Source organism: Streptomyces sp. NBC_01210, from assembly GCF_036010325.1.
Taxonomy (GTDB): domain Bacteria; phylum Actinomycetota; class Actinomycetes; order Streptomycetales; family Streptomycetaceae; genus Streptomyces.
The window spans coordinates 6,319,306-6,345,546 of sequence record NZ_CP108549.1 but is presented as its reverse complement, the minus strand read 5'-3'; the positions used below and the strand labels follow the sequence as shown (position 1 = coordinate 6,345,546).

Here is a 26,241-nt window from a genome sequence, read left to right as displayed (position 1 = left end):
CATCGTATGACGCCGATCACGGAAGTGGAGGGGCGACGCCTGGCGCTCACCAACCTGGAGAAGGTCATCCACCCCGCCACCGGAACCACCAAGGGCGAGATCCTGCACTACTACGCCACCACGGCGGGCGCGATCCTCGCGCATCTCGCCAACCGTCCGGTGTCCTTCCTCCGGTACCCGGACGGGCCGGACGGGCAGCTGTTCTTCACCAAGAACCCGCCACCCGGTACGCCGTCCTGGGTACGCACCACCGCCGTACCCCGCTCGGAGGACAAGAACGCACGGCAGGTCGTCATCCAGGACCTGTCGTCGCTGATGTGGGCGGCGAACCTCGTCGTGGAGTTCCATACGCCCCAGTGGCAGGCGGACGAGCCGGCGGTCGCCGACCGTATGGTCTTCGACCTCGATCCGGGCGCGCCCGCGACGATCGTCGAGTGCTGTGCCGTTGCGCTGTGGCTGCGCGAGCGGCTGGCCGCGGACGGACTGCACGCGTACGCCAAGACCTCGGGCTCCAAGGGGCTGCACGTACTCGTGCCGCTGGAGCCCACCCCTTCCGAGAAGGTCTCCGCGTACGCGAAGAGCCTGGCCGTCGAGGGCGAGGCCGCGCTGCCGGGGCTGATCCTGCACCGGATGGCCCGCTCCCTGCGGCCCGGGAAGGTCTTCGTCGACCACAGCCAGAACGCCGCCGCGAAGACCACCGCGGCGCCCTACACGCTGCGCGCCCGCGCCGAGCCGACCGTCTCCACGCCGGTGACCTGGGAAGAGGTCGAGGCACAGCAGAACCTCGACTTCCGGATCGGCGACATCTCGCCACGGCTGGCGCGGTACGGGGATCTGCTCGGCCCGCTCATCAATCTCAACCGGGCCGGGCCACTGCCATGAGCAGCGCGCCGAGGCCCCCGCTGAAGGTGGCGCTCGCCGAATCGGTGAGCGTACTGCCGCGCGGCCACGGCCTGGCGTACGAGCCGAAGTTCGACGGCCACCGGATGGTGATCTTCCGGGCCGGTGGCAAGGTGGTGCTCCAGGCCCGTTCGGGACGGATCGTCACCTCGGCCTTCCCCGATCTCGAGGATGCGGCACGGCAGTTGCCGGACGGCACGGTTCTGGACGGCGAGGTGGTGGTCTGGACGGAGGGCCGTACGGACTTCGCCGCCGTACAGAAGCGCGCGGCCGCCACACCGGGACGCGCGCCCACTCTCGCGCGCCGACTGCCCGCTTCGTACGCGGCCTTCGATCTGCTCGCCGAAGGGGGCGAGGATCTGCGGCGGCTGGCGTACGAGAAACGGCGCGCGCGGCTCGTCGCGCTGCTCGGCCCGCTCGGTCCGCCGTTGCAGGCCGTACCGATGACCTTGGACGCCGAGGAGGCGGCCACCTGGTTCGAGACCTTGCCCGCGATCGGCGTCGAGGGGCTGGTGGTCAAGCGCCTCGACCAGACCTATCGGAGCGGCACGCGCGCGTGGCTGAAACTGCGGCACACGTATGCGCGCGATGCGGCGGTCGTCGGCTTCACCGGTACTCCGGCGCGGCCGGCCGCGCTGGCGCTGGCACTGCCGGACGACGACACCCCGGTGGTGTCGAGTCCGCTCGCTTCGGCACTGCGCGCACAGGCGGCGGTCGCGCTGCACGGGCGGGCGACCGGCGAGACCGGGACGGCGATGGCGATCGGGGTGGGCGAGATCGCGTACCGAACCGTAGAGCCGGGAGTGACGGCCGAGGTGGAGCAGGGGACGACGCGGCACACCGTCACCACGGTGCTGCGGATGCGGCTCCCTCAGGATCGGGATCAGGATCGGGACCTGAGTCAGGATCAGGAAAGGAATTAATCAAGTTTGATTAGTCGACGACCGGGGATACCTGCCTCAAGTAGTCAAACGTGAAGAGGAGACGGCGTGACCGTTCTGCCCGACACCGGATACACGCCCACCCCCGAGGAACTGGCGAGCATCGAGGCGTGGTTCGCCGCGTACGACGCACACAGCGCCAAGCGCGAGGTCGAGCGCATGGCGGACCTCGCCGTCTTCCCGCTCAACCTGGTCAGCGACGACTCGGCGGGCAACGGCGCCTCCGCGCAGTGGGACCGGCAGCAGTTCATCGAGGCCATGGGCCAGGTGATGGGTGACGGCAGTGACGACATCACCTTCGAGTCGACGCGTACGCCCGTCTTCCTCTCCCCCGCCATGGCCGTCGTCTTCACGGACTCGACCATGACCATGGACGGACAGACGCAGCAGCTGCGGTACGCCGACATCCTGATCAGGCGGGACGGGACGTGGGCGTTCCAGACCATGCTCCAGGGCGGCTGGGGCGACAACCTCCGCTGACCGCAGACCACTCGCTACTGGCTACTGACTGCTGACTGCTGACTACCGACCCGTGATGCGACGCAGCGTCAGACGCGCAGCCAGCTGCGGCGGTCGCGCGCCGTCGCGTACAGCGCCTCGATGTCCGCGGGCTTCAGTACGCCGCCGAGCCTGGTCAGCGCAGGCACCTCGTCGTCCCGCAGAATCCTTACGTCCGGCGGCGCGGGCACCACGTCCAGCCGCGCCGCTCCGACCACGGCGAGCACGGGGCGTACCGCGGCCGTCAGCGCGAGCGCGGCGCGCTCGGCCCGGCGGCGGGCCAGGCGCAGCTGTGGAACCGGCTCGCCGCGGCCGACCCGGACCATGGGGTCGGCGATCCGCACCCGCAGCCGGCGGGCCTGGAGCGTGTGCACGGCCAGCACCCCGGCGGGCCCGATGACGAGATGGTCGATGTGCTCGGTGCCGGGCAGCGGAACCGAGTGCAGGATCCGCCAGCCCGCGCCCTCCAGCCGGTCGAACTCGCCGCCCAGCAGCTGCTGCGCGGCGAGTTCGGCGCGGCGCGGATCCTGGCGGAAACGGTGGCCGGCGGGGAGACGGTCCAGTTCGGCGTGCAGTGCCTCGCCGGGGCGGTTGGGGGCCAGGTCGTCGTCGGGGTGCAGAGACAGCCTGGCGAGGTCGGCGGAGGTGGGGACGGGCGGCGGACCGACGGTCACATCGTCGGTGAGATACGGGGCGAGGGCTGCCAGCACATCGGCGCGGTGACGGTCGGAGACCAGGCTGACCCGGCCGGTGTCCCGGTCGTACCAGGCGATGCTCCGGCCGTTCGGCAGGCTGACGTACAGCCGGTCCCGGCCCTGCCTGCGTGCTGGTGTGACGCGCAGTCCCGTCATGCCACCACCCCCCGACCATGGGAACAGCCCACGTACCTTCGGGGCAATAACCCCGCGATGTCCGAGCTGTGGTGCACACTCTCCCCAAGCGCACAGTTCTTGGGAGGGGGCAAGCGTGTTCGGGGGGATCGACGAGGTCGAGTGGGCCGCACTGGGGCATGCCTACGGCCCGGCGGACGATGTGCCGCAAATGCTGCGCGGACTGGCTTCCGCGGACCCGGTGGAGCGCGAGACGGCACTCGACGGGATGTACGGGGCGGTGCACCACCAGGGCGATGTGTACGACTCGACGCTCGCCTGCATCCCGTTCCTTCTCGAGCTCGTGGCGAATCCAGCCGTCCAGGACCGGGGCGGCATCGTCGAGTTGCTGACCAGCATCGGCGGCATCGATCTGGACGGCGACGACGAACTGGACCCGGACGACGAGGAGTTCGAGTACGCCGCGAACTACGCGATGGCCGCGTCGGCCGTGACCGCCGGCGCCGACGCCTTCCTGGGGCTGGTCGACGCCGACGACCGCGGGGTGCGGCTCGCCGCGCCGCTCGCGCTCGCCACGCTGCACGACGATCCCGAGCTGGTGCTCGGTCTGCTGCGGGACCGGCTGGGCGTGGAGCCGGACGCGGAAGTGCGGTTCGCCTGCGTCGAGGCCGCGGGCCGGATAGCGCTGCGGCACGAGCATCTGGCGCCCGAGGTGGTGCAATGGCTCTCCGGGCTGACCCGGGTGTCGTACGGCCCGGGGCTGCGCTTGGCCGCGCTGGCGCAGCTCGCCCGCTGCGCGCCGGGGGCGCTGCCCACCGATGTCGTACCGAGCGTGGCCGGCCTGCTGCGCGAGCTGCGCGCCGAGCCGGTGGTGACGGCTCAAGCCGCCGAGCGGCCGTCGACGCCGACGCTCATCGGGCAGCTGCGCGAGCGCCACGAGGCGGATACGGCGGGCCGCCACGCCCCCTGGACCGCGGATCTGCTCCGTACGCTGCACTCCGGTCTCGGCGATCGCGTCGACGACCGGACAGCACTGCTGACCGATCAGCTGTGCAGCCCCGACTGGGGGCAGCGGATCGACGCCGTACGGATGAGCAGCGGGCTGCTGCGGACCTGGCGCGGTGCGTACGAGGAGCTGGTCGGTCTGATCGGGGAGCAGCTCGGCGACCCGGAGCCACGGCTGGCCGAGGCGGCCGCCGACGCACTGGAGGAGCTGTTCTCGCTCGCCGGGCCCGCCGCGGACGCACTGGCGGACCGGGTCGCCGCTGACCCCGCGGCCTGGGTGCGGGAGTGGGCGGGCGGGCCGCCTACCCTCGGCAGCGCCCTCACGGCGCTGGCACGGGCGGGCGACCGGCGCGCGGTGCCGGTGCTCGCGCGGGCGCTGGAGCGCCCCGAGGCGCCGAACGATCTGGGGTACGCGCTCGACCACCTGGGGGCGGCCGCAGCACCGCTCGTACCCGCGCTGCGCCACCGCCTCGGCGAGATGGAGCTGGACGCCCGGCTCTACGACCGGGCGGGACCACTGCTGTACGGACTGACCGCGCTGCGGGCCGCCGACGCGGTGCCCGAGGTGCTGCGGATACTTCGGGGAGCGCCGGAGTACCGCAAGGAGTGGGTGACCGAGTCGGCGCTACGGGCGCTCACCGCCTTCGGGCCGGCGGCAGTCGAAGCCGTGCCGGATCTACGCGCGATGCTGGGCTGCGGCGGCTGCTCGGCGGCCCTCTCGGCGCGGACCGCCGGCGCGCTCTGGGCGATCGAGGGTGACGCCGGGGCCGTACTGCCGGTGCTGCGCGCGGCACTGTCGGAGCGCGACTCCGCGGCCCGGCGCTCGGCGGCGACAGTGCTCGGCACGCTGGGGGCGGCGGCCGCCGAGGCCGCTCCGGCCCTGGGTGAACTGCTGCGGGCGGCCGAGCCATGGACCCGGGTGGACGCGGCGATCGCGCTGTGGCGCGTGACGCGAAATCCGGAGCGCCCGTGGCCGGTGCTGCTGGCGGCCTGGGAGGGGCAGGCGCACACCCGCGTGCCGACGGCCGAATGCCTGGCGGAGCTGACGGCCGACGGGGCGGTGGGCGCCGAGCGAATACTCCGCGGCGAGCTGGGATCCGCAAGACGTCATAACGCGATCGACGGCGGATACGGCAGTCATGACATCTTTACTGACGAGAAACTGCTGGCCCTGTGCCGGCAGGCACTGTCCACGGAGGGAAAAGCATGATCATCTTTGGCACCAAGGGATACCTCTACCAGCTGGCGATAATGACGCTGGTGTGCGGCCAATGCGGCAACCCGTCCGCGCACACGCTCAGGAAGCGCGTCACGAAATTCACGCTGTTCTTCGTGCCGCTGTTCCCGTTCTCCTCGAAGTACGCGACGCAGTGCACGTTCTGCGGCGCGGAGGCGAGCGTGAGCAAGGAGACGGCGGAGCAGCTGCAGGTCCAGAGCGCGGGCGCGCAGGGCGGTCAGGCGTACGGGCAGCCGCAGCAGCAGCCCGGACAGCAGCCGTACCAGCACTGACGCCGGGCCGAAAGGCAGGCAGGCAGCGAGACCGGGGCGGACGAGGGCAGCGGCGCACGGGGGCAGCGGCGGACCGGGGCAGCGAGGTTCGGGGCGGACGGGGCGGCAGCCCGGCGTGTGCGGAGGACATCACCACCCGCGGCAACGCCGCGATGCCCGCGGCGGGCCGCGGCCCCACCGCGCCCGGCGCCGCCGGGTGGACCGGCCTGAGCAGGGCTGCTGGTCCCCCGGTAGCGTCACCCCGGGCGGGAAAGGGGGTATCCGTCCTGGTGACGCATGACGACACGGCCGAACGCCCCCGCTAGGAGACCCTTGAGCCCGAGCTCGCACCGCCTGAGGTACGCGACGTACGCGGCGCTGCTGACGGCGACCGCGGCCGCGGTGCTGTCCGGCTGCGGCGACGAGGGCGGGATCAAGAGCGCGGGCGCGACCCCCACGGCCATCGGCCCGGTCCGCCTCTGGCCCGATCTGCCGCCCGTCACCGCACCTCCCAACGACTTCGGCGAGACGGACACGGAGCGCGTCCCCGGTATCAAGGTGCCGGGCGACGGCGACGGCGTCCGCGCCCTGGACCCGGTCGCCGTGGCGCAGGCCGAGGCCGACGCCTACCCCGACGAGTACGCCGGTATGGACGGGCGTTACCAGGAGACCGTCGCGAAGCTCCACACCTGCAAGGACAAGCCGAGGTCCTGCCCGGTGGTCAAGCCGTACTACCGCGATCTGACAGGCGACGGCCGGGAGGAGCTGATCATCGGCATCAGGATGCCCGAGCAACAGACGTCGGTGCGCTGCTACATGCCGGCCAAGGGCGGGCTGACCCGGATCATGTCCACCTCGGACCAGCTTGTCAGCGTGAATCTCGCGGGCCGTGACGTGATCCTGCGGTCGGTCTCGGCCGGCATCCCCGGATACGAGTACCGGACCGCCTGGTCCTGGGACGGCCAGCAGGGTGCGATGCTTCCCACCAGCGACGAGATCGTACGGGTCAAACCGCCCCGCTCCCCCGCGCACAAGGCATCGGCGGGCGCGTCGTGAGACGGCTGCGGCTGCCTCGCTGGGCCGCGACCCTCACCTGGAAGGCCGCGGTCTTCATCACCGTGATGTGCTGCGCACTCGCCGCGATGCTGGGTGCGCTGGTGCATGTCGCGGTGACCCGGCAGACGGTGGATCAGGCGCGGGAGAAGGCTCTCGGCCGGCTGGTCGATGTGACACGGGCCTACGAGGCGGGCGATCCGATGCGCCCGCACGCGGGCGTGGATCCGCCGGGCCTGCCCCGGTCGCTGCGTGAGCTCGCCGTCGGCGGGAAGCGCGGCACGATGGTCGCCGACTTCCAGGGCCGCCCCACCATGTGGGCGGCGGGGCCCGCCGACGGCCGGGCAATCGCCGTCCGGGTCGACTACACCCTCAGCGCCGACACGATCAGCGGTCTCGACCAGGCGATCGTCGGCTCCTCGGTGCTGGCGATCGGCGCGACCTTGCTGGTGGGCGCCTTCGCCGTCACCCGGGTCACGCGGCGGCTGCATCTGACCGCGCAGGTGGCGCGGAGGATCAGCGCCGGCGATCTGGACGCCCGCGTCAACGACCCACGCACCAAGAACCCTTCGCGCCCCCAGGACGAGGTGGCCACGGTCTCCGGCGCCCTGGACACCATGGCGTCGTCCCTGCAGGGCAAGCTGCTGAGCGAGCAGCGCTTCACCGCCGATGTGGCGCACGAGCTGCGCACCCCGCTGACCGGTCTGTCCGCCGCGGCCGAGCTGCTGCCGGAGGGCCGTCCGACCGAGCTGGTACGGGACCGGGTCCGGGCGATGCGTTCACTGACCGAGGATCTGCTGGAGATCTCCCGGCTGGACGCGGGCAGCGAGACGGTGGACCTGGATGTGCACGAGCTGGCGCATCTGGCCGAGCGGGTGGTACGGGCTTCCGCGACGGACACGGAGGTACGGGTCGTACGCGATGCGACGGTCGAGACCGACAAGCGGCGTCTCGAGCGGGTGCTCGGCAATCTCGTCGCCAACGCCCACAGCCACGGGCAGCCGCCGGTGGTGCTGACCGTGGACGGCGGGGTGGTGACGGTCGGCGATCACGGGGCGGGCTATCCGGAGTATCTGCTGGAGCACGGGCCGCAGCGGTTCCGTACGGACAGCGCCAGCAAGGGGCACGGGCTCGGACTGACCATCGCGGTCGGGCAGTCGGCGGTGATCGGCGCGGAGCTGCGCTTCCTGAACGCGCCGGAGGGCGGTGCGGTCGCCCGGCTCACGCTTCCCGAGTACATACAGTTCGTGAGCGACGGCGAAGCCGCCGCTCAGCCGTGCGCGGAGTGAAGCGTCGCCAACATCGGCTCTGCGCCCCGCTGATATCCAGACAATGACGCTCCGTCGACTCTTCCGCACACTCTTCTTCGACGCCCTATGACATAAAGGGACATAAGGCTTGCGTCTTGCTACGTTGCGTGGCATGACCGCAACGACGGCGGACGCTCCCCCGCCCGATCTACGCCTCCCCAAGCGGCGGGGTGTCGAGCTCTCGCTCCTCGTCTGCGCCGTCCTCATCTCCGTCTACGGCTATATCGACGTGGGCCTGACGAAGAGCGGCGCCGTGCCGCCGGACGCCGCGCACTACGGAGCGGGCCTCGGTGTGCTGGCCCTCCTGGCCCACCTCGCCGTCCGCTACCGCGCCCCGTACGCCGACCCGCTGTTCCTCCCCATCGCGGTCCTCCTCAACGGCCTCGGCCTGGCGCTCATCTACCGTCTCGACCTGGAGACCCCGAGCAACGCGGCCGCGCCCACCCAGCTGATCTGGTCCACGCTCGGCGTCGCCCTGTTCATCGCCGTCGTCGTCTTCCTGCGCGACCACAGGATTCTGCGGCGGTACGCGTACCTCTCGGTCGTCGCTGCCCTTGTGCTGATGCTCGTACCGATCCTCTTTCCCGCCGTGAACGGCGCCAAGATCTGGATCCGGATCGGCGGACTGTCCTTCCAGCCGGGCGAGTTCGCCAAGATCCTGCTCGCCGTCTTCTTCGCCTCGTATCTCGCCGCCAACCACAACGCCCTTGCGTACACCGGCCGCAGAATCTGGAAGCTCCAGCTGCCCACCGGCCGCGTGCTCGGCCCCATCGTCGCGATCTGGCTGCTCAGCGTCGGCGTTCTGGTGCTCGAGCGGGACCTCGGCACCTCACTGCTCTTCTTCGGGCTCTTCGTGATCATGCTGTACGTGGCGACGGGCCGGACCGGCTGGATCGCCGTCGGGCTGCTGCTCGCCGCGGCCGGCGCAGTCGCCGTCGGCTCCTTCGAACCGCATGTCCACAGCCGGGTCGAGGACTGGCTCGACCCCTTCGCCTCCATCGACGCCGGCGAGGGCCCGGGCCAGCTCGCCCAGTCACTCTTCGCCTTCGCCGCCGGCGGGATGCTCGGCGCCGGACTGGGACTCGGCCACTCCATCCTCATCGGCTTCGCCGCCAAGTCCGACTTCATCCTCGCCACCGCGGGCGAGGAGCTCGGCCTGGTCGGCCTGACCGCGGTCTTCATGCTGTACGCGCTGATGGTGGCCCGCGGCTACCGCGCCGGACTGGCACTGCGCGACCTCTTCGGACGGCTGCTCGCCATCGGTTTCGCCTCGATCCTCGCGCTCCAGGTCTTCGTCATCGCGGGCGGCGTGATGGGACTGATCCCGCTCACCGGGATGGCGATGCCCTTCCTCGCGCAGGGCGGTTCGTCCGTGGTCACCAACTGGGTCATCGTGGCGCTGCTCATCCGGGTCAGCGACTCGGCCCGCACACCGCAGCCCGAGCCGGTCGAACCAGGTGTGCTCGCACCGGTCCTGGAGGGCGAGCGGTGATCCGCTACATCCGGCGGGCCGCCGTCCTGTGTCTGCTGCTCCTGGTCGCACTGCTGGTCAACGCGGCTCGCGTGCAGGTCATCGAGGCCACATCGCTCGACAAGAATCCGGCCAACCGCCGACTGGTCATCGACCGTTACGACGAGCCGCGCGGCGACATCCTGGCCGGCGGCGGACCGGTCACCGGCTCCCAGGACACCGGCGAGCAGCTGCGCTACGAACGCACCTACCCGCAGGGGCCGTTGTACGCACCCGTCACCGGTTACGCCTCGCAGACGTACGGCACCTCGCTCATCGAGAACGCCGAGGACTCCATCCTCTCCGGTGCGTCCTCGCTGCTCACCCGGATCCCGTTCTGGAACGACCTCAGCCGCACGCAGCACCCCGGCGGCAATGTCGTCACCACCATCAAGCCCTCGATGCAGCAGGCCGCGTTCAGCGGCCTCAACAACAGAAGGGGCGCGGTCGCGGCGATCGAGCCGTCGACCGGCAGGATCCTGGCACTGGTCAGCAGCCCTTCGTACGACCCCGGTCTGCTCTCGGGAACCGGGAAGCAGGTCACCGACGCCTGGACCAGGCTCAACGGTTCGAGTGTCCAGCCGATGCTCAACCGGGCCATCCGGCAGACCTATCCGCCCGGGTCCGCCTTCAAGATCGTGACGGCCGCGGCCGCGCTGGAGGCCGGCGTGGTCACCGACGTCGACGCGCCGACCGGCACGCCCGATCCGTATGTCCTGCCCGGCACCTCGACCACGCTCCCCAATGAGGCGAAGGGCTGCGCCAACGCCTCGCTCGCGTACGCCATCCAGTGGTCGTGCAACACCGTGATGGCACATCTCGGGGTGCAGGTCGGAATGCCCGGAATGCTGGACGTGGTGGACAGGTTCGGCTTCAACGACCGCGGGCTGACGATTCCCTCGGGCGTGGCCGCGTCCAACTTCGACACCCGGATGACCGTGGACCAGCTGGCGCTCTCCTCGATCGGGCAGTTCGACACCGCGGCAACGCCGCTGCAGATGGCGATGGTCGCGGCCGCGGTCGCCAATGGCGGCGACATCAGACGTCCCTTTCTGGTGGACCGGGTGACCACATCGGACGGCCACACCGTTTCCCGGCACAGCCGGAAGTCGTACCACCGGGCGATGAGCCCCTCGACGGCGCAGCAGCTCCAGCAGCTGATGGTCGACGCAGTCGAGGAAGGCACCGGCGCGAAGGCCGGGATCGACGGGGCGAGGGTCGGCGGCAAGACCGGTACGGCACAGCACGGCATGGGCAACTCCGGTACGCCGTACGCCTGGTTCATCTCCTGGGCGCAGGCGGACCGCGCGGCCCGGCCGGCGGTCGCGGTCGCGGTGGTCGTCGAGGAGGCCGCAGCGGTGCGCGGCGAGATCAGCGGCGGTGGCAGCGCGGCGCCGATCGCCCGGGCGGTGATGGAGGCGGCGCTGCGAGACTGATCCCATGACGGTGGTGGATGCGCTGGAGCGGATCGCGCGGCTGGACCCTGACCTGTGCGCCTTCGTCGAGGTGTGGCCCGAGCAGGCGCTCGCGCGCGAGGTGGACCCCGAACTCCCGCTGGCTGGACGCCCGTTCGCGGTCAAGGGCCCTTCCGGCATCCATTCGTACGCGGCCCGGCGGCTGATCGCGGCGGGCGCGGTGGCGGTCGGCTCGACGGCGGTGCCGGGCCCCGGCACGTACTGGCAGACCTGGGGTCTCGGCGCCCACGGCCGTACGGTCAACCCGTGGCGTGCGGACCGTACGCCGGGCGGTTCATCGGCAGGCTCGGCGGTGGCGGTCGCGGCGGGGGATGGTGGGGCTCGCCACCGGCGGCGACGGGGCCGGTTCAGTGCGGATCCCGGCGGCGTGGTGCGGGGTGTTCGGCCTGAAGACGACGAACGGGCTGCTGCCGTCCCCGGACCGGACGGGTCTGGCCTCGGCGGGCGTGTTGACCCGTTCGGCGGCGGACGCGGGAGCGTATCTGCGCTGTGTGCTCGACGGGTACGAGGACGTGCGGGTGGAGTTGCCGGTACGGGCGCGCTGGTCCGCGGACCTGGGCTTCGCGCGGACGGAACCTGAGGTGGAGTCGGTGGCGCGGGCGGCGGCGGAACGACTGGCGGCGGCCGGAATCGTACGCCTCGACGGGCGGCCGCTCGCCCTGCTCGACCCGCGGGAGGCCTGGCAGGCGGTGCGGCGCGGGGAGCCATCGGCGGGGGCGGCGGTGCGCGGCGAGAACGACCGCCGGCTCGATGCGCTCTTCGCGGACACGGAGCTGCTGCTCACTCCGGCGACCCCGAACCGCCCGCATGGCCACGACGGCCCTGGCGAGCTCTACTCCACCGCACTGACCTGGGCGTTCAATCTCAGCGGCCATCCGGCGGCCAGCATCCCGGCCGGCTTCACGAGTGACGGCTGCCCGGTCGGCCTGCAGCTGGTGGCGGCGCGCGGCGCGGACGTCTCGCTCCTCGAAATGGCGGTGGCGGCGGAGCAGGACACGATTATCGTGCGCCCATGACCTTCGAACTCGCCCAGGTGAACATAGCCCGACTCAAATTCCCGCTGGATTCCCCGGAGTTGAAGGATTTCGTCGACGGCCTCGATCCGGTGAACGGGGTCGCGGACGCGGCGGACGGCTTCATCTGGCGACTGAAGAGCGACACCGGCAATGCCACGGACGTGCCGGTGTTCGGGGACGAGTGGCTGATCGTGAACATGTCGGTGTGGCGGGACACCAATGCATTGACGGCGTTCATGTACCAGGGACAGCACCGGGAGCTGCTGGGCCGCCGCTACGAGTGGTTCGAGCGGATGCAGGAGATCATGACCACCCTGTGGTGGGTGGAGCCGGGCCACCGCCCGACGGTGCAGGAGGCGGAGAGGCGCCTGCTGCACATACGCGAGCACGGGCCGACGCCGCACGCGTTCACGCTGCGGACGTCGTTCCCGCCGGGAGCGGAGTGATCAGCCGGCCTCGGGCCCCGCGCCCCCGCGAGTGGTACCCCTGAGTCGACGGCGGTTGACGGCGGTGAGGTCGACCCGCCGACTCAGGAGGGCGCGCCGTCCGCGATCGCCTCCTCGACCTCGGACACCCGTGCCTGCTCCTCCGCCGCGAAGCGCTCGCGGTCGAGCTGTTCGGCGATCTCCTCGTCCTGGGACATCAGCAGGTCGAGGTTGGCGTCGCCCATCTCGAAGACGCCCATGTCCAGATAGGCCTTCTGCAGCCGCTCGCCCCACAGTCCGATGTCCTTGACACACGGCACGATCCGGCTGAACAGCAACTTCCGGAACAGCTGCAGGTATTCGGACTGCTCGGACAGCTCGGCCGCCTCCTGCTTGGGGATGCCGAAGTTCTCCAGGACCTCCACTCCGCTCAGCCGGTCGCGCATCAGGTAGCAGCCCTCGATGACGAACTCCTCGCGCTCACGCAGCTCCGCGTCGCTGAGCTCCTTGTAGTAGTCGCGCAGCGCCATCCGCCCGAAGGCCACATGGCGGGCCTCGTCCTGCATGATGTACGCGAGGATCTGCTTGGGCAGCGGCTTGTCCGTGGTGTCGCGCAGCAGGCCGAACGCCGCGAGCGCGAGGCCCTCGATGAGGACCTGCATGCCCAGGTACGGCATGTCCCAGCGGGAGTCGCGCAGGGTGTCGCCGAGCAGGCCCTGGAGGTTGTCGTTGATCGGGTAGAGCATCCCGATCTTCTCGTGCAGGAACCGGCTGTAGATCTCGGCGTGCCGGGCCTCGTCCATGGTCTGGGTGGCGGAGTAGAACTTCGCGTCCAGATCCGGGACCGACTCGACGATCCTCGCCGCGCACACCATCGCGCCCTGCTCGCCGTGCAGGAACTGGCTGAACTGCCAGGAGGTGTAGTGCCTGCGCAGCTCGCCCTTGTCCTTCTCGGTGAGCTTCGCCCAGTGGCGGGAGCCGTAGAGCGTGAGCGCCTCGTCGGGGGTGCCCAGCGGATCGTACGGATCGACCTCCAGGTCCCAGTCGATGCGCTTGGCGCCGTCCCACTGCTTGTCCTTGCCCTTCTGGTACAGGGCGAGGAGACGGTCGCGGCCGTCCTCGTACTCCCAGCTGAAGCGGGCCGCGCCTGAGGCCGGGACCTGCCAGAGGGAGTGTTCCGGGGCGCGTGTATAGCGATCGTGCGTCGACACTGACGGCTCCTTCGCCTCATATCCCGTGACAACCAAGGACAGTTGGCAGGCTCACACGTTGGTAGACGAGGAGTCAACAAGTCGCACGCAAGGGATTGACGACCTTGCTGACATGGAGTCTCATAAGGCGTGCCCCGGGCCTCGGCCTGCCCGGGGGCGATTCCCGGACCCGATGCCGACTCGTGAGGTGCCCTCCGCCATGACAACCGTGACCGATCGCGATGTGCAGCTGCTCCACGACGCACTCGGCCCGCTCCGGGACCGCGAACGGGTCGCCGAGCGGCTGCTCGAGTCCTCCGCCAAGCACTCCTTCGACCCCGACAAGGAGCTCGACTGGGAGTCTCCCATCGAGGAGGGCAAGTGGTTCTGGCCGCCGGAGCTGCTCTCCCTCTACGACACCCCGCTCTGGCACAAGATGTCCGAGGAACAACGGCTGGAACTGGCCAGGCACGAGGGCGCTTCGCTCGCCTCGCTCGGCATCTGGTTCGAGATCATCCTGATGCAGCTGCTGGTGCGCCACATCTACGACAAGTCCGTGACCAGCAACCATGTGCGCTACGCGCTCACCGAGATCGCGGACGAGTGCCGGCACTCGATGATGTTCGCCAGGATGATCCAGAAGAGCGGGGCGCCCGCCTATCCGGTGCCGCGGATGTACCACAATCTGGCACGCGTGCTGAAGACCGTCTCGACCACGCCCGGTTCGTTCGCGGCGACACTGCTCGGCGAGGAGATCCTCGACTGGATGCAGCGGCTGACCTTCCCGGACGAGCGCGTGCAGACGCTGGTGCGCGGCGTCACCCGTATCCATGTGGTGGAGGAGGCACGGCACGTGCGGTACGCCCGCGAGGAGTTGCGGCGCCAGATGGTGACCGCGCCGCGCTGGGAGCAGGAGGTCACCCGGATCAGCAGCGGAGAGGCGGCACGGGTCTTCTCCGTCTGCTTCGTCAATCCGCAGGTGTACACGAACATCGGCCTGGACCGGCGCGAGGCGGTCGCGCAGGTGAAGGCGAGCGGACACCGGCGCGAGGTGATGCAGTCGGGCGCGAAGCGGCTCACCGATTTCCTGGACGACATCGGGGTGCTGCGAGGGCCCGGCCGACGGCTGTGGAAGGCGTCCGGCCTGCTGGCGTGATACTCGTCGCCCGCCCGTACGGTGACGAACAGTGCGGTTACGCTGCGGAGCATGACCAGTCCCGCCCCAGCGACCCGTGCGTACCGACGGCTCAGCGTCGAGGAGCGCCGTAAACAGCTTCTCAACGCCGCGCTCACGCTCTTCGCGCACCGGCCGCCGGACGAGATCTCGCTCGACGATGTGGCGGAGGCGGCCGGTGTGTCCCGGCCCCTCGTCTACCGCTACTTCCCCGGCGGCAAGCAGCAGTTGTACGAGACGGCACTGCGGTCCGCCGCCGACCAGCTGGAGCGGTGCTTCGCCGAGCTGCCCGCCGGTCCGCCGACCGAGCGGCTCTCCCGGGTGCTCGACCGCTATCTCGTCTTCGTCGACGAGCACGACGCCGGGTTCAGCGCACTGCTGCGCGGCGGCAGCGTCGCCGAGACGTCCCGTACGACCGCGATCGTCGACGAGGTGCGGCGGGCCGCGGCGGAGCATGTCCTCGCCCATTCCGGGGTGGCCCGTCCCGGACTGAGGCTGCGGCTGATGGTGCGCACCTGGATCGCGGCCGTCGAGGCGGCGTCGCTGATCTGGCTGGACGAGGGCAAGCAGCCGCCGGCCGATGAGCTGCGTGACTGGCTGGTCCACCATTTCATCGCGCTGCTGGTGGCGACGGCGGCGACGGATGAGGAAACGGCGGGGGCGATGCGGGACCTGGTCGCGCTGGAGACGCCGACGGGTGCGGTGGGGACGCTGGCGAGGCGGGTGGGGCCGGTGGTGTCGGCCGCGGACCACCTGCGACAGCGACCGTCGGGGTTGGATTGACGCTTACGGCGGGCCTGTTCCCTTACCCGCCCCTTCCCGCGGCTCCGCCCCGGACCCCGCGCCCCCATCGCCGGCGGGGCTCAAAGTGAGCCCGTCCGGCTGGGGAAAGACCGTCGCAGGCGTTACAGGTCGTGGCCCAGGCCCGGCCCCACCGGCACGTCCATCCACCCCGTGTCCCCCACCCCCGCAAACGCCGTAGGGGCCAGCGGCTCCGCGTGCACCAGCAGCGGCCCCACCAGATCCGCCGGAACCGTGGCATGCGGAAGTGCGGCGGCCAGATGGGCGGCGGCCAGTGTGGCGACACCCAGTTCCGGCATGGTGCCGATCTTCACGGCGAGGCCCGCGGACTCGGCGAGCGCGGCGACCTGCCGGGCCCGGTGGAGCCCGCCCACCTTGAGGATCTTGATGTTGAGGACATCGGCGGCGCCGCCGCGGACGATCGCCAGGGCGTCGTGCAGCGACTGCATGCTCTCGTCGGCCATCACGCGCACACCGCCACTGCTGCGCAGTGCGGCCATGCCGGCCAAGTCCCAGCGGGGCAGCGGCTGTTCGACCAGGTCGAGGCCGGCGTCGGCCAGCCGGGCCACCGTCCTGGCCGCGGTGCCGGGGTCGTAGCCCTCGTTGGCGTCCAGGGAGAGCTCGACGGAGTCCGGGACCGCCTTGCGCACGGAACGGACCAGTTGCTCGTCGAGCTCCGGGTCCTCGCCGCCCTTGACCTTGATGTGGGTGAAGCCCTTCGCGGCGTACACGGTCGCCTCCTCCGCCATCTCCTCGACCGTGCCGAGGCCCACCACCCAGGTGGTGGGGACGCGCGGGCGGGCGCAGCCGCCGAGCAGCAGGTGCAGGGGCCAGCCCGCCGCCCGCGCCGCCACATCGTGCAGCGCGATGTCGAGGGCCGCCTTGGCGAGGTGCTGGCCGCGGATGGCGGTGTCCATGGCGGCGTGCGCTCCCGCCAGGTCGCGGGGGTCGCGGCCGATGAGCGCGGGTGCGGCGTGCTCGGTGAGGGCAGCTTCGAGTCCGGCGAGGGTCTCCCCGGTGTAGGCGGTCATCGGAGAGGCCTCGCCGAGGCCGTAGTCACCGTCGGCGGTACGTACTTCGACAACCAGGCTGATGAGTTCGGGGCTGGTTCCGCTGCTGATGACGAACGGGCGCCGGTAAGGGGCCCTGACGACACGGGTGTTGATCGAGGCGATCTTCACGCGCGGCTCCTTCGACTTACGGCCCGGACCGTAAAACCGGGCTCAGATGCGTACGCGGTAGACGATCGGGGGGCGGCCGGTCTGGCCCTGCTGCCGGTCGGCCGTGGGGACGGCCAGGCCCGCCCGTTCAAGACGTTTGAGGATGCGGCGGGCCGTGCGCTGCTGGACGGAGAGGTGCTCGGCCACGCGGTGCGCGGTGATGCCCGACTCCGGGTCCTGGGCGGCCAGTTCGCGCAGCCGGTCCAGCGTCCCCGGGTTCAGTCCGACGCGGCGGGCGAGCGTCACCGTGCTCTCCGGGCCCGCCGGCGGTGCGGGCGGCGCGTCCGCGGACCGTTGGCCGTCGATCACGATGTCGACGTCGTCGGTCATCGAGACGACTCCGGCCACCGCGCCCGCCGAACGGGCCCGTTTGACCGCGCGCCTGGCCAGCGACTCGGCCTCCGCGGCGGTACGGCCGAGACCGAAGCCCACATGCGCGGTGCCGTGCCGGGCCGCCAGGTCGTCGAGGAACGGCAGCCGGGTGAACTGCTCGCTCACCGTCTCCAGCACTCCGCGCGTGGTGACGACCAGCCGCTGCCCGTCGGGCAGGTCGACGAGGCTGCCGCCCAGCACCCGCAGATCCGCCGCCAGCTCCTGGTCGGCCGCCGGGAGATCGATGATGCCGAGAGCGACCTGCGCGTCTCCGCTGTGCTGTCCCGCGGTGGCGAGCGTCAGGGCCAGGAGCGTGGAGCGTATGGAGTGCCGGGACGGCGCCAGACGTACGGCGTGCATCTCGTGGTCGAGCAGCTGGAAGGCCGAGCCGAGACAGGTGATGGCGACCCGGGTCTCCTTCTCGTCGCGCGCGGCGAGATGGAAGTCGGCCAGGTCCCGCGAGGTCAGTCCCGGCCGGTACGGCAGTACATGCACATGCTCGGTGGGGAGCTTGGCCTCGGTGAGCGTCTCCATGACCTCACTGCGGCGCAGCGTGTCGATGGAGATACGGGAGACGTCATGGCCGAGGCGGAGCAGTTCGACGAGCGCGCGCAGCAGGGTCGCGCCGTTGTACGGCACGTACATCGCGGGCAGGTCGACCAGGCCCGCGGCCGTGGCGAGCGTATGCGGTACGACGCCCGTGAAGAGAAGAGCGTCGACCTCCGACCGTGCTTTGGCGACCACCTCGAGGGTCTCGTCCTCGTGCCGGTACGGAAGAGCCACCAGCCGGACCGCTCCGGCCGGGTCGCCGACCGCGATCACCTTGTGCACGAGGTCGTCGGGGCCGATCACTCCGACCGTGAGAGCCATCGGCCGGTCTCCGTTCTTCTGGAGTGGTTCCGGGGGTGCTTCTTGACGCCTGCCAACGGCCGTCCTAATTTCGGCCCAGGCCATAACTGCAGGCTTGCCGAGAGGATAGTGCCCCGATGCCCGAACGGGAAATGCACCTGCCAACAGTTCTCGGCCCGCGCGGCCGCACCTTCGGTGAGGAGGAACGGGCCGCGGTCCTGCGCGTACTGGACTCGGCGGTGCTGTGCAGCGCCTTCGGCAGTGAAGCACGTTCCCTGGAAGCCGAGATGGCGCAGCTGTACTCCCGCGCCGAGGTGGTGGCTTCCAGCTCGGGGACGGCGGCGCTGCATCTGGCCGTCGCGGCGGCCGGCGTCGGCCCGGGGGACGAAGTGATCACCACGCCGCTCTCCGACTTCGGGACGGTCGCGCCCGTACTGGCACAGCAGGCGCGCGTGGTGTTCGCCGACGTACGCCCCGAGGACGGCAATCTCGACCCGGAGGCCGTCGAGGCCGCCGTCACCCCACGTACGAAGGCCGTCATCGCCGTGCATCTCTTCGGCGGTGCCGCGGACGTCGGCGCGCTGCGCGCGATCTGCGACCGGCACGGACTCGTACTCATCGAGGACTGCGCCCAGGCCTGGCTCGGGGAGGACACGGCGGGCGGGCTGCTGGGCACGCGGGGGGACATCGCCTGCTTCAGCCTTCAGCAGTACAAGCACATCACCGCCGGCGACGGCGGTCTCTCCGTCACCGACGACCCCGCCCTCGCCCGCCATATGCGGTTGTTCATGGACAAGGGCTGGGACCGTACGGAGGGCCGGATCCACCGCGAAGCGGGCCTCAACTACCGGATGACCGAGCTCACCGCCGCGGTGGCCAGGGTCCAGCTCACCCGTGTCGCCGAGGTCGTCCGGCTGCGGCGGGAGCGGGCCGAGCGGCTGGCCGCCGCGATCGCCGGGCTCGACGGCGCCCGGATGCCCGCGCAGCGCGCAGGTCACGCCTGGTGGGTGGTGCCGCTCCTGGTCGAGGACAACTCCCGCTGGGCGAAGAGCCTCCAGGCCGCGGGCGTACCGGCGCTGCCCGGCTATCTGGAGCGGCCGCTGTACGCCAATCCGGCACTGCCCGGGTATCCGCCGGGCCTGTGTCCCCGCGCGGAGCGGCTGATCGACCGTACGCTGCTGGTGCTGCAGTGGAACGAGGCGTACACCGAGGGCGATGTTGACCGGATCGCCCGGGCCCTGGGCGAGGCGGGATCACGATGAGCGCGTATGAGTGGCTGAACGCGTACGAGTGGCTGCATCCGACACCGGCGGAACAAGTCGGCTGGGACGTGGATGTGCTGTACGGGTCATGGCCGCGGCACCACCTCGATGTCGGGCTCGAGGAGGTCAGGGCCCGGCTGGCCCGCTCCCCCGTCGCCGGCGCGCTGGCGCTGTCCACCCGGGGCCCGCTCTTCGACGACGAGGCCGGCAACGCCGAGACACTGCGCGATCTCGCGGACTGCCCGGAGCTCCTGCCGGTCGGCACGGTCGACGTACGGGACGCGCTGACCGCGGAGGCCCGGCTGGACGAACTTTCCGCCGCCGGCGTGCGATTCCTGCGGCTGTTCACCGTCGAGCAGGCGGCCGAGCCCGGCTTCCCCGGCTACCGGCGGGTGGTCTCGCTCGCCCTGGACCGCGGCATGGCGCTGCTGCACGACGGCGACCCGCGCCGCTTCGGACCGCCGCTCGCGGGCCGCGGCGCCGATGTGGTCTTCCTCGATCTGCACGCCTATCTGCTGGCCGACTTCCTGCTGCTGGCCCAGGAGGAACCCGGTTTCCGGGCCACCACCCGGATGCTGTCCGGGCCCGACTCCATCGAACGCGTGGTGGACTCGGTGGGCCCGCGGCATCTGGTCTTCGGCTCGCGCACGCCGTTCATGGACATCTCGCCGCAGACACTGCGGCTGCGGTACGCGGACATCTCGGACGACGACCGCGCCGCGATCACCACCAAGAACGTCGAGGAGCTGCTGGCCTGATGCCGATCATCGATGTGCACGCGCATGTGGGCCGCTGGCAGTTCCATCTGACCACCGGGGACGCGGACACCAATCTGCGGCAGATGGACCGGTACGGCATCGATCTGCAGCTCGTGTCGTCCGCCGAGGCGGTGGTGTACGACGCGGTGGCGGGCAACGCGGCACTGCGCGAGGTGCTGGCGCACCAGCCGCGGCTGTACGGATACGCGGTGGTAAACCCCAACCGGCCCGAGAAGAGCGCTGCGGACCTGCGGCGCTGTCTGGACACCGGGAGGTTCGTGGGAGCGAAGATCCACACCCACTATCCGGGACGGCTGCCGGGGTCACGGGAGATGGCGGAGGCCTTCGACGTGGTCGCGGAGGCCGGTGTGCCGCTGCTGCTGCACACCTGGGGCCGTGAAGTCACGCTGCTTCCCGAGTTGCTGGCGTCCCGTCCCGGACTGCGCGTGATCATGGGCCATGCGGGCGGCGACGCCTGGCGCGAGGCGGCACACGCCGCGGCCGCGTGCGACCGGCTCTACCTGGAGCACTGCCGCACGGCGACGGACGCGGGCCGCGTGGCGTACGCGCGCGAGGCCGGGGTGCCGGTGGAGAGGCTGCTGTTCGGGACGGACGCGACGCTGATCGACCCGTGTGTGTCGCTCGGTGTGATCCGCGACGCCGGGTTCACCATGGCGGAGCTGGAGCGGGTGCTGTGGCGCAACGCGGCGGAGCTGTTCGGGTTGGGGGCGGTTCCGTCCCCAACCCGCCCCTGCCCGTAACGGGAAGCTGCCCCCGGGACTCCCCGTAGCCGGGGCAGCCAACTTGATCAGCAGCCGATCCACACCAGGCGCCGCGCCATCCCAGAAGGAATGAGATGCTCGACTTTCGGTACATGCCTGATGGTTGACGCCACGTCGAGCGGGTCAGTTCGGGAGTTTTGGCTGGAGAGCTGCCGAGACCGTGTCGAAGATGCCCCAATAGCCTGCGACCCAGCTGCTGTCCGGCAGCCCGGTGCTGGTGCTCACGTGAGTGAACGCTTCAACACCCACCCATCCCTGGAACTTTCCGGAGTCGTCGATGACCTGAAGCATCGGGCGGGGATGTGAGTTGTGCTTGTAGCAGGGCTGCCCCTGGGCCAGGGACTGGCACCAGTACTCCTCGGTGTTGCGCCTGCCCCCGCCGACTTCTCCGATATAGCGCACGCGGTCCTTGTCCGTCCCGCTGCAACTGCTGTTGGGCTGGAGCCAGCCCATGCACGGACTGCCATTGCAGAGCCGCCACGGATTCGATGCGGCGCCGAAGGACCAGGTTCCGCCCGCCCCTTCGCGTCCCACGATGCCTGTGCGGGTGTCGGGGTCCGACGACGATGCCTTTGTCACGACGAAAGCACCCTTGTACGGCTGGGCGTTGTAGCGCGGGTCATTGATGAGCTGGCTCATGGTCGCCCTGCTCGCGCGGTCCAGCGAAGCATTGCTGCCGTATCCGACACCGAAGTTGGCCGTGTAGGTGGAGAAAACCCCCGGGGCTGGAACCTCAACGTCATTGCCGTATGCGCCGTAGAACGTAGGGCTGGTGATCCGAGCCACCCCTCCGGAGGCAAGTCCGGTCTCCAGGTTCCAGTATTCGGTGAGTGGGTCTGTGAGCGGCTTCCCAGCCGTGTCCTGGTTCCACGTCACGGCGAGCCGTCCGTCGGTCGTGTAGCCGAAGGTGCCCTGGAAACCCCCCGTGGGGTCGTCGGCGAACCCATCGACCGTCCGGACTGTGCACGTGGGTACAGCCCCGCCGCAGTCCGCGGTCATCGCATCCACCCGCCGAGGCTGGTCCCGCTGGTTCCAGTTCCAGTAGCTGGTGGTCACCGTGCCGTTGGTGTTGAAGACGTAGTACCCGAGCCGCACCCAGTTGCGGTAGTTGTCCTTCGAGGCCAGATCCATATGGCCGACGGAGACGACCCAGTTCGCCTTACCTCCTGGCAGGGGCGCGGCAGCCTGGACGGGGCCTGCCGAAACCAACATCGACGTAAACAGCGCCAATACCGCGAGCAGCGCCCCGGCCCATCTGCTCCCCACATCTCTCACCGAGTGCCTCAACAGAACTCCACTCCCCACGGTTCAAAATGATCGGTCACTTCTACTTGCCCGTAGCCAGGCAACGAGTTCACGCCCATGACCGCGGCCGGGAGCCGGTAGGGATTCGCGCCAGGGCGCAGCCGTGAACCGTGAACCCCTTCGCGGGCTTCGGGCAATAAAGGATGTCCCCCCACCGACAGCAGACACGGGAGACCGCGTGAACGGCTCGCCCGGCAGACCTGACGAGGACGCCACGATCATCGCCGACTCCCTTGAGCGCCCCGAGCTCTTCGGCGAGCTCTATCGCCGGCACGCCGCGGGAATTCATCGTTATGCGGCCCGCCGGCTCGGCGAGGGGTCGGCCGAGGACATCACCGCCGACACCTTCCTGACCGCATTTCGCATGCGTGCGCGCTACGACGTCGCACGCTCAAGCGCCCAGCCCTGGCTGTACGGGATAGCCGCCAACCTGATCGGAAGGCATCGCCGCACCGAGGTACGTGCGCTCAGGGCACTGGCCCGCACCCGCCACGACCCCGTGGCCGAGTCCTGGACCGACCGTTCCGACAACCGGGTCGCTGCCCAGGCGGCACAGGGGCTGCTCGCGGGTGCCCTGGCCGCCCTGTCGGCAGGTGACCGGCATGTACTGCTGCTGGTCGCCTGGGCCGACCTCGGCTACCAGGAGGTCGCCGAAGCACTGTCCATCCCGGTGGGCACGGTCCGCTCCCGCCTCAACCGGGCCCGCAAGAAGGTCCGCAGCGCTCTCGGCGGCGTCGACCCCACGCTCGTATACGACTTCCAGGAGGTGGCGGGCCGTGGATGAGATGACAGCGGTCCGGCAGCTGCGCGCCGACGCTCCCGTACCCGACCACGCCCGGCTCACCCCGGCCCGGCAACGTCTGCTGGACGAGATCGCCAAGCCACGGCGCGGGCGCGGGGGATGGAAGTTCGCGGCCGTCGGTGCGGCCGCCGCGGTGACGGCCGCCGCCCTGCTGACCACACTGCCACTGAGGCAGCAGGACAACACGTCCGCGGTACCCACGCCCCGGCCCGGCCAGTGGGTGCACCAACAGGTCCGGTGGGACACGTGGCAGTGCGGCAGCGGCGCCAGCACGATCGGCTACAGCGAAGCCGGCTATTTCAATCTGGGGCCTTCTTCACAGCCGTGCGTGGCCAAGCCGGCGAAGCCGCTCTACCAGGACAAGTGGGTCCGTTACGACGGCGGGGCACTGGCCACGCCGGATGAGAGCTCGAAGGACCCGAACGACGTCGACGTGTGGAACGACCGCTATCAGGGAGGGTGGGAGATGCTCTCGCCCCGGCTCTCCGACGCCCTGGTGGCCGACCTCCCCGACGACCCGCCCGCCGCGCTTCGGATGATCCGTCAGCGGTCCATCCCCAGCCGGAGCGTCAGCGCGCCGCGCATGACCCAGGCGCAGCGGGACTTCACGGAGATCGTTGAGATCCTTTCCGGATCACCCGTGGTCGCGCCCGACAAAGTCGGCACGATCTACAGGATCATCACCGGTCTTGACGGGGTGACGAAGCCGGCCGAGGTCACCGACGGCGCGGGACGGACGGCAGTCGCGATCGGCATCGAGGGCAACTTTCGCGACTACGCGACCGAGCGCAACAGCATCCAGGTGCTGCTCGACCCCAGGACCCACGCCTACCGGGGCGTCCGCTACGTGGCCGGAGTCGGCTACTACGTGGGCGGCAAGGCATCGGGGGGACCCTTCGTGGCAAAGGGCACAGTGATCGCCACAGCCACCCGGGTCTCCACCGACATCGTCGACAAGGCGGGTCAGCGCCGCTGAATCCGTCGGCAAGGGCAGTCCCCGGCAGCAGCCAGGCGCGGCCGGCGGTCCCGCATTCAACCGCATCGACCGGCAGCACAAGGGGACTGTGAACACCGCCGACTCCAAGGCCACCACGATCCACTAGTGGTCTTGCTTTGCGGCAGGTCACACCCGTGCGGCAGTCATACGGGTTTGCCTCTTCAGGGTGAAGCTGCCGCGGTCCGGGCCGGCTCAGGTCGGGCTGCGGACTAGTCATCGTCCTTCGCGAGCTGCGCCAGGCAATCAACCACGACCTGCCGCTCCGTCGGCGGCAGCGTGGGGCCGTACGGATCGTGCGCCGCCTCCTCCGGGATCAGCCCCTCCCAGACCGCCGCCCACAGCATCCGCTGCACATAGCCCTCGATGGGCGCCAGGAAGGTCGCTTCCGCGAACCGGTCCAGCCGGGCCGACGCCCGTACGAACCCGGTGTGGTCACCCGCCCGCCAGCAGTCCAGGACCGCCGTCGTCAGGGACACCCGCGCCGCCGCGATGCCCACCAGCGCGGAGTCCGCGCCCCACATCAGCGAGGGACCGAACATACGGTCCTCGCCGGTGATGACCAGCTTGCCGCTCTCGCCTGCCGCGCGGATCGCGTCCTGGCAGGCCATCGCCCGGTCCAGCGTGGCGAGTTTGACCCCGGCGGCGGACGGCAGCGCGAGCAGCCGGCGGATCAGCTCGGGCGGGTAGGGATAGCCGCCCGCCTCGCCGTGCAGAAAGAAGCCGAGGACCGGCAGCCCGCTCTCCTCGGCCACCCGCTCATGCAGCCGTACCGCCTCCGACTGTCCCCCGGGGCGCTCGGCGAACTGCGCCAGCGGATAGACCATGACCGCGTCAGCGCCGAGACCGGCCGCCTCCACAGCCATCGCGACGGTGGCGTCCCATGCCTCCCGCAGGTTGCTGGGGCGGACCGAGCGTGGCACCCCCACTCCTGCCACGATCGGCCCCTCGACCACGTCCCGCCAGATGCGCAGCACCTGATGACGGTCGGGCCCGGAGAGATGAAGACCGCGGCCTGTGTGTGCCCAGACGGCCACGCCGCCGATCCGCTCGGCCGCGATCCGCTCGGCGTAACCGCGCAGCGCGTCCAGGTCCACGACTCCCCGGGGATCCATGGGCGTGGCCACCGCGGGCAGTACGGTGCCGCGCAGCCCGCGTACCAGGTCCTCCGTCGCAGACATGGGCGATCTCTCCCGTCTGTTGCGGTCGTTGGCGACACGCTAGCCTTTACGGCCCGGACCGTAAAGGAAGGGCCAGCGAGAATGTCACAGCGCTCCATGCGTGTCGGCCTCTACGTCAATCTCTACGCGGACAAGGCCGACCGGCCCCGGCTCGCCGATGCGGTGGAGCAGGTCCGGCTGGCCGAACAGGCCGGATTCGACTGGGTGGTACTCGGCGAACGCCATCTGCACCGGCCCGGCTACCACGAGGCCCTCACCTCTCTGGCGTATCTCGCCGCGCACACCGAGCGGATCGGGCTCGCCACGGCGGGGCTGATCGCCCCGGTCTACCAGCCGGTGTGGCTGGCCGAGACCCTCGCGCACATCGATGTGCTCTCCGGCGGGCGGCTCACCGCCGGTTTCGTACTCGGCTACCGGCCCGAGGAGTTCACGCTGTACGGCACTCAGCCGCGCGAGCGCGTGTCCCGCTTCGAGGAGTGCCTGGAGCTGGTCACCCGGCTGTGGACCGAGGACGAGGTCACCCACCACGGCCGCTGGACGTCGGTGGACGATGCCTTTCTCGCGCCACGCCCGGTGCAGTCCCCGCGGCCACGCATCTGGAACGGCGGGCGGGTATCCGCCGCTCTGGAGCGTACGGCCCGGATGTGTGACGGCTGGACGACCTCCTTCAACGAGCTCGACTCCGAACTGCCCGGCAAGATCGCGGAGTACCGCTCCTACCCACGCGGCGCGGCGAGTCTCGGCGCGGAAGTCATCGTCTGCCGCGAGGGCTACGCCGCCGCCACCTCGAAGCAGGCGCGGGCCGCCCTGGAGGGCCCGCTGCGCGGGCTGTACGACGCCTACGGCGACTGGAAGCGCACCTCGGCCGATGCCGCGCGATATGCCCAGCAGTGGGACGACATCGAGGCGCGCTCCGTGATCGGCTCGGTGGACCAGTGCGTGCAGCGGCTCGGCGAGTACGGCGAGATGGGCGCCGATGGCGTAGTGCTGCGCATCCAGCCGCCCGGCATGCCGCAGACGGACGCTCTCAGCGCAATCGAGTCGTTCGGGACCGAGGTGCTGCCGGGCCTCGCCGGCTGAGCGGGCGCCGCCGGATGGCC

The 26,241-nt window shown here is 70.6% G+C and carries 24 protein-coding genes and 1 pseudogene; 19 read left to right on the top strand and 6 right to left on the bottom strand.

Annotated features, from left to right (window positions below):
- Positions 1 to 6 precede the first annotated feature (6 nt).
- From ligD to OG735_RS28990, 3 genes are all read left to right on the top strand, one after another.
- Positions 7 to 882: a non-homologous end-joining DNA ligase gene (gene ligD / locus OG735_RS29000; protein WP_327326081.1), complete on the top strand. Its 876-nt coding sequence runs from the start codon at positions 7 to 9 to the stop codon at positions 880 to 882.
- Positions 879 to 1,823, top strand: a complete 945-nt coding sequence (locus tag OG735_RS28995; protein ID WP_327326080.1) for an ATP-dependent DNA ligase — start codon at positions 879 to 881, stop codon at positions 1,821 to 1,823. The genes ligD and OG735_RS28995 overlap by 4 nt, the downstream gene beginning before the upstream one ends.
- A gap of 66 nt (positions 1,824 to 1,889) precedes the next feature.
- Positions 1,890 to 2,321: a DUF4440 domain-containing protein gene (locus tag OG735_RS28990; RefSeq protein WP_327326079.1), complete on the top strand. Its 432-nt coding sequence runs from the start codon at positions 1,890 to 1,892 to the stop codon at positions 2,319 to 2,321.
- Between the two features lie 68 nt (positions 2,322 to 2,389).
- Here the strand turns inward: OG735_RS28990 and OG735_RS28985 are convergent, their stop codons facing one another.
- A complete protein-coding gene (locus OG735_RS28985; RefSeq protein WP_327326078.1) occupies positions 2,390 to 3,190 on the bottom strand; it encodes a nuclease-related domain-containing protein in 801 nt (266 codons plus the stop codon).
- A 115-nt stretch (positions 3,191 to 3,305) separates the two neighbouring features.
- Here OG735_RS28985 and OG735_RS28980 point away from each other — a divergent pair, with 115 nt between their 5' ends.
- The 8 genes and pseudogenes from OG735_RS28980 to OG735_RS28945 all read left to right on the top strand — a co-directional run bounded on the left by OG735_RS28980 (position 3,306) and on the right by OG735_RS28945 (position 12,472).
- A complete protein-coding gene (locus tag OG735_RS28980) occupies positions 3,306 to 5,384 on the top strand; it encodes a PBS lyase (protein ID WP_327326077.1) in 2,079 nt (692 codons plus the stop codon).
- Positions 5,381 to 5,683, top strand: a complete 303-nt coding sequence (locus OG735_RS28975; protein WP_327326076.1) for a zinc-ribbon domain-containing protein — start codon at positions 5,381 to 5,383, stop codon at positions 5,681 to 5,683. Before OG735_RS28980 ends, OG735_RS28975 begins: the two co-directional genes overlap by 4 nt.
- 312 nt (positions 5,684 to 5,995) lie before the next feature.
- On the top strand, positions 5,996 to 6,718 hold the full coding sequence (locus tag OG735_RS28970; protein ID WP_442812508.1) for a hypothetical protein: 723 nt from the start codon (positions 5,996 to 5,998) through the stop codon (positions 6,716 to 6,718).
- Complete coding sequence (locus OG735_RS28965; RefSeq protein WP_327326075.1) at positions 6,715 to 8,004, top strand: HAMP domain-containing sensor histidine kinase; 1,290 nt, start codon at positions 6,715 to 6,717, stop codon at positions 8,002 to 8,004. The genes OG735_RS28970 and OG735_RS28965 overlap by 4 nt, the downstream gene beginning before the upstream one ends.
- Positions 8,005 to 8,137: 133 nt before the next feature.
- Positions 8,138 to 9,517: an FtsW/RodA/SpoVE family cell cycle protein gene (locus OG735_RS28960; protein ID WP_327326074.1), complete on the top strand. Its 1,380-nt coding sequence runs from the start codon at positions 8,138 to 8,140 to the stop codon at positions 9,515 to 9,517.
- Entirely contained in the window at positions 9,514 to 10,971 is a 1,458-nt protein-coding gene (locus tag OG735_RS28955; protein WP_327326073.1) for a penicillin-binding transpeptidase domain-containing protein, read from the top strand. Before OG735_RS28960 ends, OG735_RS28955 begins: the two co-directional genes overlap by 4 nt.
- A gap of 4 nt (positions 10,972 to 10,975) precedes the next feature.
- Positions 10,976 to 12,026 (top strand): annotated as a pseudogene (locus OG735_RS28950) (amidase family protein).
- The gene (locus OG735_RS28945; RefSeq protein ID WP_327326072.1) at positions 12,023 to 12,472 is read left to right on the top strand and encodes a DUF3291 domain-containing protein; all 450 of its coding nucleotides are present in this window, start codon (positions 12,023 to 12,025) and stop codon (positions 12,470 to 12,472) included. The pseudogene OG735_RS28950 and the gene OG735_RS28945 overlap by 4 nt, the downstream one beginning before the upstream one ends.
- Positions 12,473 to 12,555: 83 nt before the next feature.
- Here the strand turns inward: OG735_RS28945 and OG735_RS28940 are convergent, their stop codons facing one another.
- The gene (locus tag OG735_RS28940) at positions 12,556 to 13,662 is read right to left on the bottom strand and encodes a ferritin-like domain-containing protein (protein WP_327326071.1); all 1,107 of its coding nucleotides are present in this window, start codon (positions 13,660 to 13,662) and stop codon (positions 12,556 to 12,558) included.
- 199 nt (positions 13,663 to 13,861) lie between these two features.
- Here OG735_RS28940 and OG735_RS28935 point away from each other — a divergent pair, with 199 nt between their 5' ends.
- Entirely contained in the window at positions 13,862 to 14,797 is a 936-nt protein-coding gene (locus OG735_RS28935; protein ID WP_327326070.1) for an AurF N-oxygenase family protein, read from the top strand.
- Between the two features lie 51 nt (positions 14,798 to 14,848).
- Positions 14,849 to 15,598, top strand: coding sequence for a TetR/AcrR family transcriptional regulator (locus OG735_RS28930; protein ID WP_327326069.1), 750 nt, complete (start codon positions 14,849 to 14,851; stop codon positions 15,596 to 15,598).
- Between the two features lie 122 nt (positions 15,599 to 15,720).
- Here the strand turns inward: OG735_RS28930 and OG735_RS28925 are convergent, their stop codons facing one another.
- Positions 15,721 to 16,797: a mandelate racemase/muconate lactonizing enzyme family protein gene (locus OG735_RS28925; protein ID WP_327326068.1), complete on the bottom strand. Its 1,077-nt coding sequence runs from the start codon at positions 16,795 to 16,797 to the stop codon at positions 15,721 to 15,723.
- A 42-nt stretch (positions 16,798 to 16,839) separates the two neighbouring features.
- Complete coding sequence (locus OG735_RS28920) at positions 16,840 to 18,078, bottom strand: hypothetical protein (protein ID WP_327326067.1); 1,239 nt, start codon at positions 18,076 to 18,078, stop codon at positions 16,840 to 16,842.
- A gap of 116 nt (positions 18,079 to 18,194) precedes the next feature.
- Between OG735_RS28920 and OG735_RS28915 the strand changes: the two genes are divergently transcribed.
- The 3 genes from OG735_RS28915 to OG735_RS28905 are packed head-to-tail and all read left to right on the top strand — an operon-like array spanning position 18,195 to position 20,838.
- Entirely contained in the window at positions 18,195 to 19,319 is a 1,125-nt protein-coding gene (locus tag OG735_RS28915) for a DegT/DnrJ/EryC1/StrS family aminotransferase (protein ID WP_327326066.1), read from the top strand.
- The gene (locus OG735_RS28910; RefSeq protein WP_327326065.1) at positions 19,316 to 20,077 is read left to right on the top strand and encodes a hypothetical protein; all 762 of its coding nucleotides are present in this window, start codon (positions 19,316 to 19,318) and stop codon (positions 20,075 to 20,077) included. Before OG735_RS28915 ends, OG735_RS28910 begins: the two co-directional genes overlap by 4 nt.
- A complete protein-coding gene (locus OG735_RS28905) occupies positions 20,077 to 20,838 on the top strand; it encodes an amidohydrolase family protein (protein WP_327326064.1) in 762 nt (253 codons plus the stop codon). Before OG735_RS28910 ends, OG735_RS28905 begins: the two co-directional genes overlap by 1 nt.
- A gap of 144 nt (positions 20,839 to 20,982) precedes the next feature.
- Here the strand turns inward: OG735_RS28905 and OG735_RS28900 are convergent, their stop codons facing one another.
- Positions 20,983 to 22,125 (bottom strand): hypothetical protein, encoded by a 1,143-nt coding sequence (locus OG735_RS28900; protein ID WP_327326063.1) that lies wholly within the window; start codon positions 22,123 to 22,125, stop codon positions 20,983 to 20,985.
- Between the two features lie 217 nt (positions 22,126 to 22,342).
- Here OG735_RS28900 and OG735_RS28895 point away from each other — a divergent pair, with 217 nt between their 5' ends.
- Both OG735_RS28895 and OG735_RS28890 read left to right on the top strand, forming a co-directional pair.
- On the top strand, positions 22,343 to 22,948 hold the full coding sequence (locus OG735_RS28895; protein WP_327326062.1) for an RNA polymerase sigma factor: 606 nt from the start codon (positions 22,343 to 22,345) through the stop codon (positions 22,946 to 22,948).
- Entirely contained in the window at positions 22,941 to 23,942 is a 1,002-nt protein-coding gene (locus OG735_RS28890; protein WP_327326061.1) for a hypothetical protein, read from the top strand. Before OG735_RS28895 ends, OG735_RS28890 begins: the two co-directional genes overlap by 8 nt.
- Before the next feature lie 230 nt (positions 23,943 to 24,172).
- Here the strand turns inward: OG735_RS28890 and OG735_RS28885 are convergent, their stop codons facing one another.
- The gene (locus tag OG735_RS28885) at positions 24,173 to 25,141 is read right to left on the bottom strand and encodes a dihydrodipicolinate synthase family protein (RefSeq protein ID WP_327326060.1); all 969 of its coding nucleotides are present in this window, start codon (positions 25,139 to 25,141) and stop codon (positions 24,173 to 24,175) included.
- 81 nt (positions 25,142 to 25,222) lie between these two features.
- Between OG735_RS28885 and OG735_RS28880 the strand changes: the two genes are divergently transcribed.
- Complete coding sequence (locus OG735_RS28880; RefSeq protein WP_327326059.1) at positions 25,223 to 26,221, top strand: LLM class flavin-dependent oxidoreductase; 999 nt, start codon at positions 25,223 to 25,225, stop codon at positions 26,219 to 26,221.
- Positions 26,222 to 26,241 lie beyond the last annotated feature (20 nt).